Origin of the sequence: Streptomyces sp. NPDC051020 (assembly GCF_040683105.1) — a bacterium.
Lineage (GTDB): Bacteria > Actinomycetota > Actinomycetes > Streptomycetales > Streptomycetaceae > Streptomyces.
The window spans coordinates 82367-99813 of sequence record NZ_JBFBCG010000011.1; the positions used below are offsets into that span (position 1 = coordinate 82367).

General features: G+C 68.0%; 10 protein-coding genes and 1 pseudogene. 7 read left to right on the forward strand and 4 right to left on the reverse strand.

What is annotated here, in order from left to right; translation table 11 throughout:
* Positions 1-42: 42 nt before the first annotated feature.
* From AB0N06_RS08870 to AB0N06_RS08880, 3 genes and pseudogenes are all read right to left on the reverse strand, one after another.
* A pseudogene (locus AB0N06_RS08870) lies at positions 43-345 on the reverse strand (Scr1 family TA system antitoxin-like transcriptional regulator); the annotation flags it as partial.
* 157 nt (positions 346-502) lie between these two features.
* On the reverse strand, positions 503-1552 hold the full coding sequence (locus AB0N06_RS08875; RefSeq protein ID WP_366133991.1) for an LLM class F420-dependent oxidoreductase: 1050 nt from the start codon (positions 1550-1552) through the stop codon (positions 503-505).
* Positions 1549-2334: an ABC transporter ATP-binding protein gene (locus AB0N06_RS08880; RefSeq protein ID WP_366133992.1), complete on the reverse strand. Its 786-nt coding sequence runs from the start codon at positions 2332-2334 to the stop codon at positions 1549-1551. Before AB0N06_RS08880 ends, AB0N06_RS08875 begins: the two co-directional genes overlap by 4 nt.
* A gap of 260 nt (positions 2335-2594) precedes the next feature.
* Here AB0N06_RS08880 and AB0N06_RS08885 point away from each other — a divergent pair, with 260 nt between their 5' ends.
* On the forward strand, positions 2595-3620 hold the full coding sequence (locus tag AB0N06_RS08885) for an ABC transporter substrate-binding protein (RefSeq protein ID WP_366133993.1): 1026 nt from the start codon (positions 2595-2597) through the stop codon (positions 3618-3620).
* A 126-nt stretch (positions 3621-3746) separates the two neighbouring features.
* Positions 3747-4601, forward strand: coding sequence for an ABC transporter permease (locus tag AB0N06_RS08890; RefSeq protein ID WP_366133994.1), 855 nt, complete (start codon positions 3747-3749; stop codon positions 4599-4601).
* A gap of 184 nt (positions 4602-4785) precedes the next feature.
* Here AB0N06_RS08890 and AB0N06_RS08895 read toward each other — a convergent pair whose 3' ends face one another.
* Entirely contained in the window at positions 4786-5100 is a 315-nt protein-coding gene (locus tag AB0N06_RS08895; protein ID WP_366133995.1) for a hypothetical protein, read from the reverse strand.
* A 575-nt stretch (positions 5101-5675) separates the two neighbouring features.
* Between AB0N06_RS08895 and AB0N06_RS08900 the strand changes: the two genes are divergently transcribed.
* The 5 genes from AB0N06_RS08900 to AB0N06_RS08920 all read left to right on the forward strand — a co-directional run bounded on the left by AB0N06_RS08900 (position 5676) and on the right by AB0N06_RS08920 (position 17416).
* Complete coding sequence (locus AB0N06_RS08900; RefSeq protein WP_366133996.1) at positions 5676-6842, forward strand: serine/threonine-protein kinase; 1167 nt, start codon at positions 5676-5678, stop codon at positions 6840-6842.
* Between the two features lie 88 nt (positions 6843-6930).
* Positions 6931-9804: a DEAD/DEAH box helicase gene (locus AB0N06_RS08905; protein ID WP_366133997.1), complete on the forward strand. Its 2874-nt coding sequence runs from the start codon at positions 6931-6933 to the stop codon at positions 9802-9804.
* 106 nt (positions 9805-9910) lie between these two features.
* Positions 9911-15073 carry a class I SAM-dependent DNA methyltransferase gene (locus AB0N06_RS08910; RefSeq protein ID WP_366133998.1) on the forward strand — a complete coding sequence of 1721 codons (5163 nt, stop codon included), beginning with the start codon at positions 9911-9913 and terminating at the stop codon, positions 15071-15073.
* On the forward strand, positions 15070-16281 hold the full coding sequence (locus AB0N06_RS08915; protein WP_366133999.1) for a DUF262 domain-containing protein: 1212 nt from the start codon (positions 15070-15072) through the stop codon (positions 16279-16281). Before AB0N06_RS08910 ends, AB0N06_RS08915 begins: the two co-directional genes overlap by 4 nt.
* Positions 16274-17416 (forward strand): DUF3696 domain-containing protein, encoded by a 1143-nt coding sequence (locus AB0N06_RS08920; RefSeq protein ID WP_366134000.1) that lies wholly within the window; start codon positions 16274-16276, stop codon positions 17414-17416. The genes AB0N06_RS08915 and AB0N06_RS08920 overlap by 8 nt, the downstream gene beginning before the upstream one ends.
* The last annotated feature ends 31 nt before the right edge of the window (positions 17417-17447 follow it).

The window sequence follows — 17447 nt, forward strand, 5'->3', positions numbered from 1 at the left end:
CCCGAGGCCCCGACCGGACACCACCGGCCGGGGCCGCGCCCAGTAGGTCGCATCGAGGTAGACGTAGGGGAAGCGTGTGTGGTCCAGGGGCCGGCCGCGGAAGGCGGTCAGCTGGGTGTCGAGGTCCGCGCAGATCCGCGAGACCTCGCTCTTGGAGATCCCACTGTCCGCTCCCAGTGCCTTGACCAGGTCATCGACCGAACGGGTGGACACACCGTGGACGTAGTCCTCCATGATGACGGCGAACAGGGCCTCGCGTGCGTACTCCTCGGTCTGCAACAGGCCGGGGACCGCCTGCGTTGCGTACACGTGGAGCGCGACCGCTTCCGCCTCCAACCGCGCCATGTCTCGGAAGAACGCCGGCTACTGCGCCCGCGCGACCTCTTCCTTCACTCCAAGTAACGTCCACTACACACTCAGAGTCACTCGATACCCCACCCGACCTGCGGAAACGCGGTAAGTCACCGGCATTGCAGCTCAGAAGGCACTTTCGCTTTCCCGCTCAAGGTCCGGACACCGCCGCAGGTGAAACGCAGGGGCTATCGGGGCGCTCTTCACCTGGGGGATGGGGTTTTCGGCAAGCGCAGGGTGCCCCGGGTTTCACGTCCTCCAGCTGCGGGAGCACCTCACTCGCGATGAGTTCCAGGTGGTCGAGGTCAGTGAAGTCGGTCAGGCGCAGATGGATCCGACTCGCGCCGATCACAGCGAACTCGCCGAGCCGCTCGACGAGCTGGGCCGGGGATCCGACCACCGGATCCTCCGGCGGCAGCGCGCTCCTGACGTGCAGCGGGGCGGCCCGCCGCTGCGCCTCCGCGTCGGTACGACCGATCGCGACCACGACACCGGCCGAGAGCACCAGCGGTGGCCGACCGGCGTCGGCCCGGCCGGTCCGGTCGCATGCCTCGGCCACCCGCTGGTACGCCTGCGCCGTCTCTGCCACCGACTTGAAGGGCATGTTGAACTCGTCGGCGTACCGGGCGGCCAGCGCCGGGGTGCGCTTGGGGCCGCGGCCCCCGACGATGATCGGCGGCCCCGGCACCTGCACCGGTTTCGGCAGGGCGGGCGCGTCGACCAGCCGGTAGTGGTCGCCGCGGTAGCTGAAACTCTCGCCGACCGGTGTCCGCCACAGGCCGGTGATCACGGCCAGCTGCTCCTCCAGCCGGTCGAAGCGCTCGCCGACGGCCGGGAACGGGATGCCGTACGAGGTGTGCTCCCGTTCGTACCAGCCGGCGCCGATGCCCAGCTCTACCCGCCCGCCGCTCATCCGGTCGACCTGCGCCACCATCACCGCCAGCGGGCCGGGCAGCCGGAAGGTGGCCGAGGTGACCAGGGTGCCCAGCCGGATCCGGGAGGTCTCCCGGGCGAGCGCGCTCAGCGTCAGCCACGCGTCGGTGGGGCCGGGCAGCCCGGGATCGGCGCCCATCGCCTGGTAGTGGTCGGCCCGGAAGAAGCCCTCGAACCCGCCGGCCTCGACGAGTCGTACGAAGCGCAGCTGATCGTCGTAGTCGGCGCCGCGGTGCGGCTCGGTGAAGACGCAGATCCGCACGGTCATCGCCCTTCCGTTCCGGTCGGCGCCGACATGTCCCGTTCCATCAGCAGCTCGTGCAGGTCGGCGCTGCACCGGGCCACTTCGCCGAGATGCGCGGTACGGCCCAGCGTCCTCGGCCGGGGGATGTCGACGTCGACCACCTTGCGGATCCGGCCCGGGCGCGGGCTGAGCACCACCACACGGTCAGCGAGCAGCACGGCCTCGTCTATCGAGTGGGTGACAAAGACGACGGTGTCGGAGTTCTCCATGTGGACCCGCTGCAGCTCCACCGCGAGGTCTGCGCGGGTGAGTGCGTCGAGCGCGGAAAACGGCTCGTCCATGAGGAGCACGCGGGGCTCGCCGATCAACGACCGGCACAGCGAGACACGCTGCTGCATACCGCCGGAGAGCTCGTGCGGCCGGTGCTTCTCGAATCCGCCCAGGCCGGCCGTCTCCAGCAGCCGGTGCGCCCGGGCGCGGTGCTCGGCCTTGCTCCAGCCGAAGATCTCCACGGGCAGCAGGACGTTGTCGAGAACGGACCGCCAGGGCAGCAGGGCCGGCCGCTGGAACAGCATGGCGACATCCCGCCGGGCTCCGGTGACTCGATCGCCGCCGATGGTGATCTCACCCTCGGTGGCCGGCAGCAGTCCGGCCATCAGCCGGAGCAGTGTGGACTTGCCGCATCCGGACCGGCCCACCACCGCCACGAACTCGCCCTCGGCAATGTGGAGGTCGACGCCCTGGAGCGCCACCGTCGAACCGGACCGGCCGGTGAAGGTCCGGGACGCACCGGTGAGTCTGATCATCCGGCGGACTCCCCCATCCACTGGCGATGAACAATGCGGCCGGTTCGTAACTCCCGGTCAGGTTAGCCGGACCAGGCGGCTCAGCGGTACCTGTCGCCCTGTCAGTAAATTCTTCGCACCACGTGTCACACAGGCGGGGTTCTCGTACGCTGTTACCCGCGCGAAGTGTCATGCACTCCGGCGGTTCCGTTACGCCGTTCTGTCTCGACGACACCCTCCGCCGACGCAGGTCCGCGGTCGGAAAGGACAATACGGTGCACATGAACAGACTCGCCCGTACGGTCGCCGCGGTGGCCCTGGCCACGGCGCTGGGGCTGGCGTCGGGGTGCGGCGGATCGGACTCCGACACGGCTGCCGATGCGGGCGGCACGAAGTTGGAGAAAGTGACCTACCTGACCTCGTTCGGCAACTTCGGCCGGGACGCGTACGCCTGGGTCGCGAAGGACAAGGGATTCTTCAAGAAGGCCGGCTTCGACGTGGAGATCAAGCCGGGCCAGGGCACCGGCGGCGTGATTCCGGCCGTCGTGAGCGACCAGGCGCAGTTCGGACCGATCGACCTGACGGGTGGTCTGCTGCACATGGGCAGCGGCCAGGCGAAGGACTTCGTCGCGGTGGCCGCCATCCAGCAGCGCACCATGGCCGCGATCGCCACCACCGAGGGCAAGGGCATCGCCGCCCCGAAGGACCTCGAGGGCAAGCGTCTCGCCGACACACCCGGCTCCGTCGTACGCAACCTCTTCCCGACGTACGCCCGACTGGCCGGGATGGACGCCAACAAGGTGACCTGGGTCAACGGCGACGCGCAGACCCTGATGGGCACGCTCGCCAGCGGCTCGGTGGACGGCATCGGCCAGTTCGTGGTGGGCAAGCCGACCATCGAGGCGGTGACCAAGAAGAAGGCCGTCCTACTGCCGTACAGCGACGTGATGCCCGATCTCTACGGAAACGTACTGATCACCTCGACGAAGATCGCCGAGCAGAAGCCGGAGATGGTGAAGCGGTTCACCACCGCGCTGCTCAAGGGCCTGGAGTACAGCCTGGCCAACTCGAAGGAGGCCGCCGAGATCCTGAAGCGGAACGTGGACGCCACGAACCCGGCTGCTGCGGCAGCCGAGTTGGACCTGATGGCCGCGTACGTCACGCCTGGCGGTTCCGGCACCGCGATCGGGACGCTGGACTCCGGACGCGTCGCGAGAAGCATCGCGATCCTGCAGGACGCGGGTGCGCTGCCGCAGGGCATGACCCCTGAGCAGATCATCGACTTCGACCTCGTACCGAAAGCCTGATCACACCGTTTGCCCGAACGTGTGTTCCCTGTCGGCGGCCGGCGGGGAACACCGGCACTACCGCCTCGACTCCGCGCTGAGCGGCCCGAGTAAAAGGAGGTGCCGGGGCGGCCCGAGGAGGATGGGATGACCGAACTCTCGCCGCCGCAGCAGACCTCAGCGGCGGGCCCGGAGCCGGTGCCGGTGCCGGTGCCGCGATCCGGCCTGCACCGCGGGGCGGGGGTCGGCGCCGTGCTGCTGCCCTCGGCCGGGCTGCTGGTCGCCCTCGGGGGGTGGTGGCTGCTCACGTCGGTGCTGGAGATGGTCCACCCGGTGGTGCTGCCTCCGCCCGGCGCCGTGCTCTCGGCGTTCACAGCAGCCCCGGCCCGGTTCCTGGAGCACACCGGCGACACCACGGTGGAGACGCTTGTAGGCTTCGTGCTCTCCACCGCCTGCGGAGTTCTGATCGGACTGTCACTGGCCGGCTCCCCATTACTGGAGCGGATGTTCACGCCGCTGCTGGTCGCTGTCAACGCAGTTCCGAAGATCGCGCTCGGGCCGCTGCTCGTGGGGGCGCTCGGCTGGGGACAAAAGCCGGTCCTGACCATGGTCTTTCTGCTCTGCTTCTTCCCGATCGTGCTCTCCACCGCGACCGGCCTCACGTCGACCCCTGCGGACCTGGCCGAGTTGGCGCGCTCGCTGAACGCCTCGCGCTGGCAGGCGTTCCGGAAGGTACGGCTGCCCGCCGCGCTGCCGCAGATCTTCGTCGGGCTGAAGGTGGCCATGCCGCTCGCCGCGATCGGCGCGGTCATCGGCGAGTTCCAGGCCGGTGAGAGCGGGCTGGGCTATCTGATCGTGCAGGCCGGCGGGGTCGGCGACACCGCCACTGCCTGGGCGGCGATCATCCTGATCGGGCTCATGAGCATACTGCTCTACTTCGCATTGGTGCTCATGGAGCGGTTCGCGCTGCCCTGGGTCCGGGAAACCACCTCGCGCGGCTGACCATGGCTGGTGACCTTGAACCGCCCCGGGTTCGCTGCCAGTCGGCCAGTTCGCACTCGTACGCCTGCTGAGCACGCCGGAGTGCTTCCTGGCGACGGCATGCATCGGCCTCCTGCCGTGCCGCGCGGACACGGGCCGCACGCTGCTCGGCGGCCACCCGTGCGTTCTCCCACCGACGGGCCCATCACACGACGACCATCTCCACGTTGCCGCGGCCGGCCGCCAAGTCCTTGGCCAGGTCGATAAGCGCATCGACGAGCATCGTCCCGGCGAACGGATCGTGGCATCCTGCGCGCGCCGCCGCATCACGCACCAGCGGAAAGTCCCGTCCGCTCCCGTTGTACGCGACGACGAGGTCGGCGCCCGCGACATAGGCCGCGAGCTCCGACCACACGATCTCCGGTTCCACGCCACTGTCGAGGACGCGCTGCCATGCAGCCGCATCCCTGATGTCGCCCTCGTGCCCGGGCAGGCATACACATCTGTTCCAGGAAGGCACTGCCTCGCTCCATGTCCTGTCGCAACCGAAGCGTTTGGCTGCGGCTTGGTATACCCGCCGTTCCAGGTACGGCTCCGTCGGCACCGTTCGTACGGGACTCTCCAGGTCGATCGCGACAGCTCGCAGGCCCTTCTGCCCAGGAGTCGGCTCCTGCTCATCGGGTGCGGCACCCACAGGCTCGCTGCGTGTGACATCTCACTCACAGACAGCGATAATCCGAAACTACGCCCACCCCTGCACAGCGGGACATGCTTTCGGCATAGCCACAGACGACGGTCCAGAGACCCCGGACGCGCAAAAAGCGCGCGAGCTGAGTACACGGAGCGACCGCAGAAGCGGATCAACCCACCACAACCCCTGACCGGACAACCAAATCGTTCGAATCCGATAGGTTGACTAAGTTCACAATCGGCATCATGATCCGGAGGACCTGCGGGCTGATCCGCCCTGAGGAATCGGGCTCCCCACGCCCGTCGATCGATTACCGTATCCATGCGGACATACGGACAATCCGCCTGATCGGGCCCGCCATGACGACCACACGGGCCGGCCGACGACGAGGACCGAGGACCGACGTGCAGACCACACCCCTCAGCCCCGAGGACCCTACGGAACTCGGCGGGTTCGAACTGCTGGGACGGATCGGTCACGGGGGTATGGGACAGGTCTTCCTCGGCGAATCACAGGGCGGCGAGCCGGCCGCCGTGAAAGTGATCAAGCCGACGGTCGTGGACTCCGAGTCGCGACAGCGCTTCGCGCAGGAGGTCGAGGTCCTCAAGACCGTGTGGGGTCCTCGCATCGCGGCCTTCCTCGGCGCGGACCCCGAGGCAGAGCAGCCGTGGCTGGCGACGGAGTACGTTGACGGCCCCGACCTGGGCAAGCATGTGACGATGCACGGCCCCTTGCCGTCCCTCCTCGTCGCTTCGCTCGGCGCGACGCTCGCCGAGGCACTGGCCGCCGTGCACACGCAGGGGCTGCTGCACCGCGACCTGAAGCCCGCGAACATCCTGCTCGGCCCCAACGGCCCCAAGATCATTGACTTCGGGCTGGCCGTGTTCGCCGAGTCGAACGTGTCCCTCACCGCGCCCAACCATGTGGTCGGCACCCCGGTGTGTATGGCCCCCGAACAAGCCGCGGGCGTCAAACCGCTCACCGGCGGGGTGGACGTGTACGCGCTCGGCGCCGTGCTCCTGTACGCGGCCACCGAGCACTACCCGTACCAGGCAGCCACCCCCTTCATGGTCTTCCATCTCACGACCGACCCGAACACCCTCCCCGACCTCACCGGTCTGCCTGCCGAACTGACCCCGCTGCTCACGGCGATGCTCGCCCAGAACGCGTCGGACCGCCCCTCGCTCAGCGAGGTGGTGAGTCAGTGCCGGGCGGTCATCGAGGCCCAGGGAATGAAGGTCGCCCAGGCCCGCCGGAAGCTGACCACGTACACGGCGGCGACCGCACCGCGGAACGTCACCGCGGAGCCCGCACCCACGGCGCCGGCGACACTGCCGTTCGCGGATCTGCGCACGATGACGGCCGAGCCTGCACCCTTCACACCGGAACCGCCGGCGCCGCCGACAACAAGGGCGGAACCCACCCCCACCGCCAAGGAACCGCAGCCCGCGCCGCAGCGCCCCGAACCCCGCCGCCGCGCGCCCGCACCCCGCACCCTGCGCCACTCCGCCCAGGCCCGCAGGACCGCCGAGCAGCTGCGCAAGGCCTACGCCGCGAAGACCCCGTTCTGACTGACGGCGGCGCGGCGTCCACGGGCACCACCGCACCGCAGGCACAGCGCCACAGCCATCACGACCATCACCATCCAGGAGGCAGCGGGTGACCGCCGACCAGAGCACCACCGTCACGACGAGCGACAAGGACGCCCAGTACCCACCGGGCGCCCAGATCCTCGTACGCGACGAGGTGTGGCTCGTACGGACCACCACCCGCACCGAGCACGACGGCGCCCGGATCGAGGCCGTGGGCGCCTCGGAGTTCGTACGCGACCGGGAGGCGGTCTTCTTCACCGAGCTGGACCGGGTCGAGCTGATCGACCCGCGTGACACCACGCTCGTACGCGACGACTCACCGAACTTCCGCCGCTCCCGCCTCTTCCTGGAGGCGGTGCTCCGCAAGACCGCTCTGCCCCAGTCGGAGCGCGGCCTGGCGCTCGCCGACCAGTTCCTCCTCGACTCGCTCCCCTACCAGCAGCGCCCCGCCGAACTCGCGCTGTCCGGCCGCAACCTGCGTCCCCGCCTCCTCATCGCGGATGTCGTCGGCCTCGGCAAGACACTCGAAATCGGCCTGACCCTTGCGGAGTTGATCCGCCGGGGCCGCGGCGAGCGCATTCTCGTCGTCACCCCGCAGCATGTGCTGGAGCAGTTCCAGCACGAGCTGTGGACCCGGTTCGCGATCCCGCTGATCCGACTGGACTCGGTGGGTATCGAGCGCATCCAGCGTGAAATCCCGGCCGGGCGGAACCCGTTCACGTACTTCAAGCGCGTGATCGTCTCCATCGACACGCTCAAGAACACCGACCAGTACAAGCACCACCTGGAGCGCATCAACTGGGACGCGGTCGTCATCGACGAGTCGCACAACCTCATCAACAAGGGCTCGCTGCGCAACCAGCTCGCCCAGATCCTCGCCCCGCGCACGGACGCCCTGATCCTCGCCTCCGCGACGCCGCACAACGGCAACGCCCGCTCGTTCGCGGAGCTGATCTCCCTCCTGGACCCGGCGGCGATCCGCGACGCGGAGAACTACCGCGCGGACGACATCAAGCACCTCTTCATCCGGCGTACGAAGGTCAGCCCCGAGGTCCGCGACCAGATGAAGGGCCAGTGGGCGGACCGCGGCCCATCGCAGTCCGTACGCTGCTCCGCCACCCCGGCCGAGGAGAAGATCTTCGAGGAACTGGCCGAGGTCTGGCTCCCGACAGACGGCCGCAAGTCCGTCAGCGACGTCCCCCTCTTCCCGTACACGCTCCTCAAGTCCTTCCTCTCCTCGCACGCGGCCCTGAAGGCGACCGTCGCGGCACGCATCAAGACCCTGGAGAAGAAGGACGACGTCCAGGGCACAGCCGCCGAACTGTCGGCTCTGCAGCGGCTGCGCGAGCTGACGGCCGGTATGACGGAGGTCGACTCCGCGAAGTTCGCCGCGCTCGTGGAGCAGTTGAGGGAAATCGGCGTCGGCCCGAAGTCGGACGCCCGAGTCGTCGTCTTCTCGGAGCGCGTGCAGACCCTGGAGTGGCTGCGCACAGTGGTGCCGGCCGCGCTCGGCTTCCGGGCGGGCAAGACGGCCGACGCGGCAGCCCGTGTCATGCACGGCGGGCTCTCCGACGAGCAGCAGATGCAGTGCGTGGAGGACTTCGGCCTCGCCGACACCCCCGTACGCATGCTGTTCACCGGTGACGTGGCCTCCGAGGGCGTCAACCTGCACCGCCAGTGTCACCAGTTGATCCATTACGACGTTCCGTGGTCGCTGATCCGCATCGAGCAGCGCAACGGCCGAATCGACCGCTACGGGCAGGCACACCAGCCCCGGTTCCGCGCGCTGATCCTCACCAGTGAGGTCGAGGGCGCGAAGGACGACACGCTCGTCGCCGAGCGCCTGCTGGAACGGGAGGACGAGGCGCACCGCGCGCTGGGCACGGCGGAGGCGGTGTCCGGTCTCTACCGCGCGGAGGCCGAGGAGAAGTCGCTCATCCAGGACCTGCTGCGTGGCCGCACGGTCGACGAGTCCCTCGCGGCCCACAACGCGTCCTCCGCCGACGACGACGCGGGCATGGACGACTTCCTGGCGGACTTCTTCGGCTCGGTGGGCGACGAGGCTTCCGCGGTGCCGGACGACGCACCTGGCGGCGGGAGCGTGCCGCAGGCGCATGTGCCCCGGCTGTTCACCTCCACCCGCGAATTCTTCGACGAGGCGCTGCGCGAGGTGTTCCCCGACGCGCAGGACCGCTTGGACCTGTCCATGGATCCGGAGTCGGGTCTGATCTCGTTCCGGCCGCCCGCCGACCTGATCCACCGTATGAAGGCGCTCCCGCTGGATTACGTACGCGAGCAGCGCCTGCGTGAACGCCTCCTGGTCACGCTCAACCGCCGCCTGGCCGAGCACTCCCTCCAGCGGGCCCGGGAGTCGTCGACGTCCAGCTGGCCGGAGATCTCGCTGCTCACCGAGCTGCACCCGGTGGTGGAGTGGCTGACGGACAAGGTCCTGGTACGCCTCAACCGCCAGGAGGCTCCGGTCATCACGGCCGGCGTGGACCGGGCGACGTACCTGGTCCAGGGCATCTACTCCAACGCGCTCGGCCGTCCGACCGTCGTCAAGTGGATGGCCGTCACCAGCGACGGCACGGTCGACGACGACATGGTCGCCGTGCTGCGTCGCGCCGGGGTAGGCCCGTCGATGGCCAACCCGATGCGGGCGCACGACACCGAGCGCCTGCGCGAAGCGGTCCCGGACATCCTGTCGGCCGCGGAACTGTTCCTGGAGGAGCACCGCGAGGCCTGGGACGAGCCGCTGCGCGACCCCATCGAGCAGTACAAGCTGCGCCTGGGCGACTGGGAGCAGCCGACCCTCGCGGAGGGCGGCGCGTCACTGGCGGGCGACCACGCCAAGGAGCGGCTTTCCTCGCTGGCCGACTCGCTGCTGACCACCGGCCGCCCGATGATGCGGGTGCTGGCCGTCCTGGCCCCGGCGGCGTGATGACTTCCGCCGCGCCGCTCTCCGCAACCGCCGCCTCGTCGGCCTGCGCCGGCTCCGCACACTTCCCTCTCCCGTCTGCTTCCCGTTCCCGCGAAGGTTCCGACTCATGACGTACGACTCCCTGGTCAACCGCGGTGACTACTTCTCCGCGCACTATCTGGCCGAGGTCCTGCCCAAGGACCTCAAATCCGGGCTGCTCGCGGAGTGGAAGCAGCGCGAGGACGCGGCGGGCGAGGCGCTCAAGGCCGCCGCCGAGGCATCCGGCACCGAAGCCGCGTCCGCCCCCGATGCCCTGCCCGTCACGCCCCGCGCGGGGCTCCGCGCCCTGCGCCGCCCGTACTTCCGGGCCCGGTCCTACTTCGCCCTCGGTGAGGAGCGCGACGCCACGGAGGCCGAGGTGGTGACGGGTGAGGACGACGCCGTCACGTACGCCTCCCCGGAGTGGCGCGAGCGCGTCCGTTCCCTCAACGCGGACGTCCTGCGCGCCCTCGGCTTCGACGCCAAGCCGGGCACGGTGACCGTCGAGCGTGCGGAGCAGTCGTACGAGGTGCGGGTCGCCCACTCCGAGAAGGGCCTGATCGCCCTGGACTGCGGCTGGTCCGCCGAACCCGACGCCGCCCTGGACCCGAACGGTCCCGGCCGCCTGCTGGACCAGCTGGTGCTCGACGGCCAGCACCGGGTGACGACGGGCTCCAAGCTCGCCTCGTTCCTCTTCGCCTGCGAGGAGGCCCCGCGCTATGTGCTGCTGCTGGTCGGCGGCGTCGTGGTCCTCGCGGACCGTGCGGCCTGGGGCGAGGGCCGGTATCTCGCGGTGTCCCTGGACGCCGCCCTCGAACGCAACGACATCAAGACCGGCGGCGAACTCGACACCGTAGCCGCGCTGTTCGGCGCCGACTCGCTCCGTACGCCGGAGGAGGGCGGCGAGAACCCGCTCGCCGGACTGGTCGACAAGTCGACGAAGCATGCGGTGGGCGTGTCCAGCGAACTCCGCGACGGCCTGCGCATCAGCGTCGAACTGATCGCCAACGAGGTCCTGGAGCGCCTGCGCGAACAGGGAGTGCGCCCGGAGGACGTCAAGGAACTCCCCGAGCTGGGCCGCCAGTTGACCCGTGAGTCACTGCGCTTCCTCTACCGCATCTTGTTCCTCCTGTACGCGGAGGCCCGCCCGGAGCTCGGCATCCTGCCCTCCGACTACCCCGAGTACCAGCAGGGGTACGGCCTGGGCCGCCTCGGTGACCTGGTCGCGGAACAGGACCTGGTGGACGAGAAGTCCCGCCGCGGCTTCTACCTGTACGAGTCCCTGGACCTGCTCTTCCGCAAGGTCCAGGAGGGCTACCGCCCGCGCCGCACGCACGGGACGGCCTCCGCTGGGGAGAAGGCGTCCGAGTCCGTCTCCGAGGACATCGGCCTACGCTTCGAGCCGCTGCACTCCAAGCTGTTCGAGCAGGACTCCATCAAGCTCATCGGCGAACGCGTCGTCCGCGACCCCCGCCACGACACGGACGAAGCCCACACGGAACGCTTCCTGGACACCCGTCTGCGCAACGCCACCCTGTACCGGGTGCTGCGCCTGCTGATGCTGACGCGCGGAAAGCGCAAGGAGCGCGGCGGCTTCATCTCGTACGCCCAGCTCGGCATCAACCAGCTGGGCGCGGTCTACGAGGGGCTGATGTCATACACCGGCTTCGTCGCGGGCGAGGAGTTGTACGAAGTCGCGAAGAACGGCGACCCGAAGGACGGTTCCTGGCTCGTCCCGTCCTCGCGCGCCGACGAGTACGCGGACGCGGTGTACGTACGGGAGCGCGACGAGTACACGGGCGAGGAGCGGCGGGTCCGCCATGCCCCGGGCTCGTTCGTGTACCGCCTCTCGGGCCGCGACCGCCAGACGTCGGCCTCGTACTACACCCCGGAATCCCTGACCAAGGTCACCGTCCAGCTGGCGCTCCAGCACCGTCTCGACCAGGACGACACGGTCACCCCGGCCCGCGAGATGCTCGACTGGAAGATCTGCGAGCCGGCGCTCGGCTCGGGCGCGTTCCTCAACGAGGCGATCAATCAGGTCGCGGCGGAGTATCTACGGCGCCGGCAGGATGAGTTGGGCGTCGCGATCGATACGGAGAAGTACGCGCAGGAGCTCCAGAAGGCGAAGGCGTACATCGCCCTGCACAACTCGTATGGCGTGGACCTCAACAACACGGCGGTCGAGCTGGCGGAGGTTTCCCTGTGGCTGAACACGATGCACCCGGGCATGGAGGCCCCGTGGTTCGGCCTGCATCTGCAGCGCGGCAACTCGCTGATCGGCGGGCGCCGGGACGTGTATGGGGCCGAACGACTCAAAAAGGGCGGCTGGCTGGGCACTACGCCGGAACGCTTCCCGCTGTCGGAGGCTATGGCAGGTACGGCCCTTCCAGAGGGCGCGGTGCACCACTTCCTCCTCCCAGCGAAGGAGTGGGGCGCGGTCGGCGCCGAGAAGGAGGCGAAGGCGCTGGCTCCGGAGGAGGCGAAAGCGCTGGCGGCCTGGCGCAAGGCGATCACGAAGTCCCCGAACTCGACGCAGACCAAGCGGTTGCAGCGCCTGGCCCGGCGGGCGGAGTACCTGTGGGCGTTGGTGGTACGCCGCCTGGAGATCTCCGAGCGGGAGATTTCACGGCGGATTGATGTGTGGGGCGCGGAAGGCGGCTGGCTGCGTGCGCCGGAGGTCGCGGTCCCGAGAGAGAAGGTCAAGGCGGACCTGGAGGCGGTCGACACGCCGTACTGGCGCCTGAAGATGCTGATGGACGCATGGTGCGCGCTGTGGTTCTGGCCCGTCCAGGAGGCGGCGCTGCTGGACGGTTCACATGAGCGGTACGAGCGGGCAACGGAACTGGCCGAGCGCTCGGCAGAGTTGACGAGGTCCGGCGTCCTGGAGACCCGCGAGACGTACGAGACCGAGGACCTGTTTGGCGAGGTCAAGGTCGTCGAGGTCGCGTCGAAGGGCGTACGCGGAGGCCGCCGCAAGGAGGCGATCCGCAGCGAGCGGCGTCCCGTGATCGCCCTGTCCTCGCTGAACGACTGGCTGGACTTCGCGGAATCCCTGCTGGGCACGCACGACGTGCCGGAGGACTCCCTAGTCTCCCAGTTTGACACCCTGGACCAACTGGAGCGGTACGAGGACGAGCTGCCCGAGTGGATGGGCATGGACCGGGCCCACTGGCTGGAGTCGCGGTACCCGTGGGTGGCAGCCGCGATGGACGTGGCCGAGCGGCAGGGATTCTTCCACTGGGAACTGGAGTTCGCTCAGGTCTTCGCCCGGGGCGGGTACGACCTGCAGGTCGGGAATCCGCCTTGGGTGCGGCCGCACTGGCACGAGGATCAAGTCCTCGCCGAGCGGGATCCATGGTTCATGCTTACTGAGAAGCCAAGCGCGGCGGAGTGGCGTTTGCGCAAGCAGGAGGCACTTGACTCTACCAGCGACAACAAGGCTTACTTCCTTGGCGAGTTGGCAGCCAACACCGGGATTGCATCCGCGCTGAGCAGCCCGGCCGCCTACCCGCTGCTCGTGGGAACGAAGAGCGACCTCTACCGGGCCTTCATGGCTCAAGTGTGGCGGCACATCGCACCGCACGGCGGTGCGGGGCTGATCCACCCGGACACGCACTTCGGCGGCGTACATGAAGGCTCCATCCGGGCCGCTGCGTACCGGCATCTTCGGGTCCACGCGCACTTTGTGAACTCGGCAAACTGGGCGTTCGAGGACCTAAACCGTTCCGCAGAATTCGCGATGCACGTCTATGGCGCACCGCAAAAGCCTGACTTCCTGCATGTCAGCGAGCTCCGCGGCGCCGAGGTCCTGCCCGAATCGCTAGCCCACGACAGACGGGGCCCGACACCCGGCATCAAACACCACGGCTCGTGGGACATCCGTCCGCACCGCGAACGCGTGGTGCATGTGAACACTGAGCTGCTGACCAGTTGGCATGCTCTAAGGGGCTCGACGGGTGAAGTGACACAGACCTCTCTGCTGTACCCGGTCCTCGCAAGCGAGCAAGGCGCGGTCGAGGCGCTGGCTGCCTATCGCAACAGTCTCGCCGATTATCGTCCGTGGATTACAACGGGATACGACGAAGGCGCCGCCAAGAAGGACGGACTGATCCGCTGGGGCAACCAGGACGTCTCCGAGTTCTCTGATGTCATCCTCCAGGGACCGCATTTCGCTTCGGCACTTCCCTTCTCGAAGGAGCCCAGGACCCCCTGCCGAAGTAACAGGGACTGGGACCTGCTCGCGCCTACGGAGTTGTCCGAGACGTACGTCCCCGTGACCAACTACGTGAAGGCCTCTGATGAAGCAACGTACCTGGCGGCCCAACCTCGCTGGCTCGGGAAGCCGTTCACCGAGTTCTTCCGCCTGGCCTGGCGGAGGATGATCCCTTTCGACAGCAGCCGCTGCCTCCACGCCGCCCTCATCCCGCCTGGCCCCGCGCACATTCACGCCGTGCAGTCGATGGCCCTGGAGGACAATCGTCTGACTACCCTCAACGCTGGCTTCTGGGCGTCGTTGCCACTTGACTACCTGTTGCGCATCACCGGACGTGCCGATCTCACGCAAGCTGGCGCTAAACAGATGCCTGCCCCCGCCCCAGACCACCCCCTCGCCCCCGCCCTACTCCTCCGCACCCTCCGCCTGAACGCCCTCACCGCGCACTACGCCCCACTCTGGGCGGAGCTGTTCGACCCCCGCTGGGCGGGATATGAGGACTGGGCCAACCCTCACTGGCCACGGCTGAAGCCCCTTGCCGCCGACCTCAAGCCAGCCTGGGAGTGCACCACCCCGCTCCGCACCGAGCACGAGCGCCGTGCCGCTCTCGTCGAGCTCGACGCCCTCGTCGCAGCCTGGCTCGGCATCACCGCTGACCAGCTCGCCGCGATCTTCAAGTCGCGCTACCCGCAGCTGTACGACTACGAGTCGGCAACCTACATCGACGCCAATGGCCGCAAGCTCGCGGGCGACTTCAACACCTACGGCCATGGCCAAACCAAGCAGGACTACCTCGACCTCCTCGCCCACTTGGAGAACCCGGCGACCAACCCGCCGCCTACCGGCTACACCGCCCCCTTCTACAAAGCCGACCGCGAAAGCGAAATGCGAGCCGCCCACGCCCACTTCCAGGCCCGCCTGGACGCCGAGATCGCCGCAGGCCGCTGGTCGCCGCCGCAACCACCGCTCACTCCGACCATGGAACCCACCTTCCCCGGCGCTGCGCCTACGATGCTCTCCGAGGACCCGTCATGACCGGCAACGCGGAGAGGCACTCCAAGCACTCCATGACCGAATCACTTTTCGCCTTGGAAGAACCCGGAACCCAGCTCCCCGTCGAGCTCGACGACGGCGGCAAGAGCTCCGGAGTCGAGACCGAGGACATCGGCGAGCGGATCGACAGCCCTTTCGACCCGGACCAGATCGAAGTCCAAACCCGCAATCCCACTGTCGGCCTGCTCCTCAACCGCATTCGGCGCGACACGATCGACCTCGCACCCGACTTCCAGCGCCGCGCCGGCATCTGGACACCCAAGGCACAGAGCCGCCTCATCGAGTCGCTGCTCCTTCGCATTACGCTTCCGACTCTTTATGCCGCCGAGGGCGACGATGACTCGTGGGCCATCGTCGACGGCGTGCAGCGTCTCTCGACCATCGCCCGATTCGTCGCACCGGAAGCGATCAGCGCCGATCCACTACGCCTCACTGGCCTTGAGTACCTCGTCGAGTTCAATGGCTGCACCTTCGACGAGCTGCCCAGCCGGCTGCAGACGCGGATAGAAGAAACAGAGCTGGTCGTGCTCCTCATCCGGCGCGGCACTCCAGAAGAGGTCAAGTTCAACATCTTCGCCCGCATCAATACTGGCGGGCGCCCTCTCACCCGCCAGGAGCTGCGCCACGCGCTTATCCCAGGCCGGGCCCGCAGTTTCCTCTATGAGCTTGCGAACACCGATTCTTTCCGTGAGGCGACGGCCTACAGCGTTTCTCCGGAACGTATGTCGGACCGCGAAATGTGTCTGCGCTTCCTGGCGTTCTCGCTCACTCCTGCCGAGACGTATGCGAGCCAGGATTTCGATGGTTTTCTGCGCGACGCGATGCATCGGATCAATCGCATCGAGGAACCAGACCTCCTCCGGCACCGTCTCATCTTCGAGAACGCGATGCGGGCGAGCAGCGAGGTCTTCGGCGAGCACGCCTTCCGCAAGCGATTCTCCGGGTACTCCCGCCGATCCCCTGTCAACAAGGCACTGTTTGAAGCAGAATCGGTTGCCCTGTCGCTCCTCTCCCCGAACGAGATCCGCACCCTCGCCGAGAGGCACGCCCAGGTCGATGAAGGGTTCATGGGACTCATGGAAGACGCCGACTTCTTCAACGCGGTATCCGCTGGAACCGGTGACATCGGCAAAGTCAAGTACCGCTTCCGAAGGATGACCGAGATGTTCCGTGAGGTGCTGGATGCTTGATGCGATCGGTATCACCAACTTCAAGGCGTTCGCCCGCCAAGACCTCGCTCTGGCCCCGTTCACCCTTCTTACCGGCCTCAATTCGTCCGGCAAGAGCAGTGTCCTCCAGTCCCTCGCTCTTCTGCGCCAGTCGTTCGAGGCGGGTCTGCTCGATGAGGTAGACGACATGGGCGGACTCCTACTCAACGGCGAGCTTGTCGAGCTGGGTACCGGCCAGGACGTGCGTCACGACACGTACGTCCGCCATGAGGTGAACAGCCCAGACGATCGCAACATCGTCCTCTCCATCACGACGGAGGGCGTTCCCTACGAGTGGCGCGCGGAGTACGGTCGTGAGGACGATCTCCTCAGACTCCTCTCCCGACCAGTCCGGCCCGTCTCTTCGACTTCGTACGATCTGCGGTCCCTCTTCGGGCGTCGGTTCCAGTACCTCAAGGCGGACCGGATCGTCCCAGCCGTCAGCTACCCGCGGTCGCACGAGGCAGCGGTCCGCCGCGGCTTCCTGGGCGCGCGCGGCGAACACACCGTCAACTTTCTTCGCGCGCACCAGGACGACTCGGTCAAGGCCGAATCGCTTTGCCTCCCGGAGGCGTCATCCACGACCCTCCTCTCGCAGACCGACGCGTGGATGCAGCGGCTGTGCCCGGGTGTGAACCTTCAGGCAGTTGGCATCGACGGCACCGATACCGTGCGGCTCAGTTACGGCTTCGGCGCGGGAGTGTCCGCCTCGAACCGTTATCGGCCCACCAACGTCGGGTTCGGCCTCACCTACGCGCTGCCGATCGTCATCGCGTGCTTGTCCGCACGGCCCGACTCGCTGATCCTGCTGGAGAACCCGGAGGCCCATCTCCATCCGCAGGGCCAGACCTGGCTGGCGTATCTCGCCGCCGCAGCTGTCAGCGCGGGCGCCCAGGTCATCATGGAGACGCACAGCGACCATGTCCTCAACGGACTCCGCCTCCGGGTCAAGCAGGGCAAGTTGCGGGCGGATTCAACAGCCGTGCACTTCTTCAGGCGGAAGGGGCAGTCGACAGAGGTCGTCACTCCGGTTATTGCGGACGACGGCACGCTCTCCGACTGGCCCACAGGTTTCTTCGACGAGTGGGAGAACTCCCTCGATCAACTTCTGGACTGAGAGCACTTGGCGTCGTTGCGCATCACCGCGG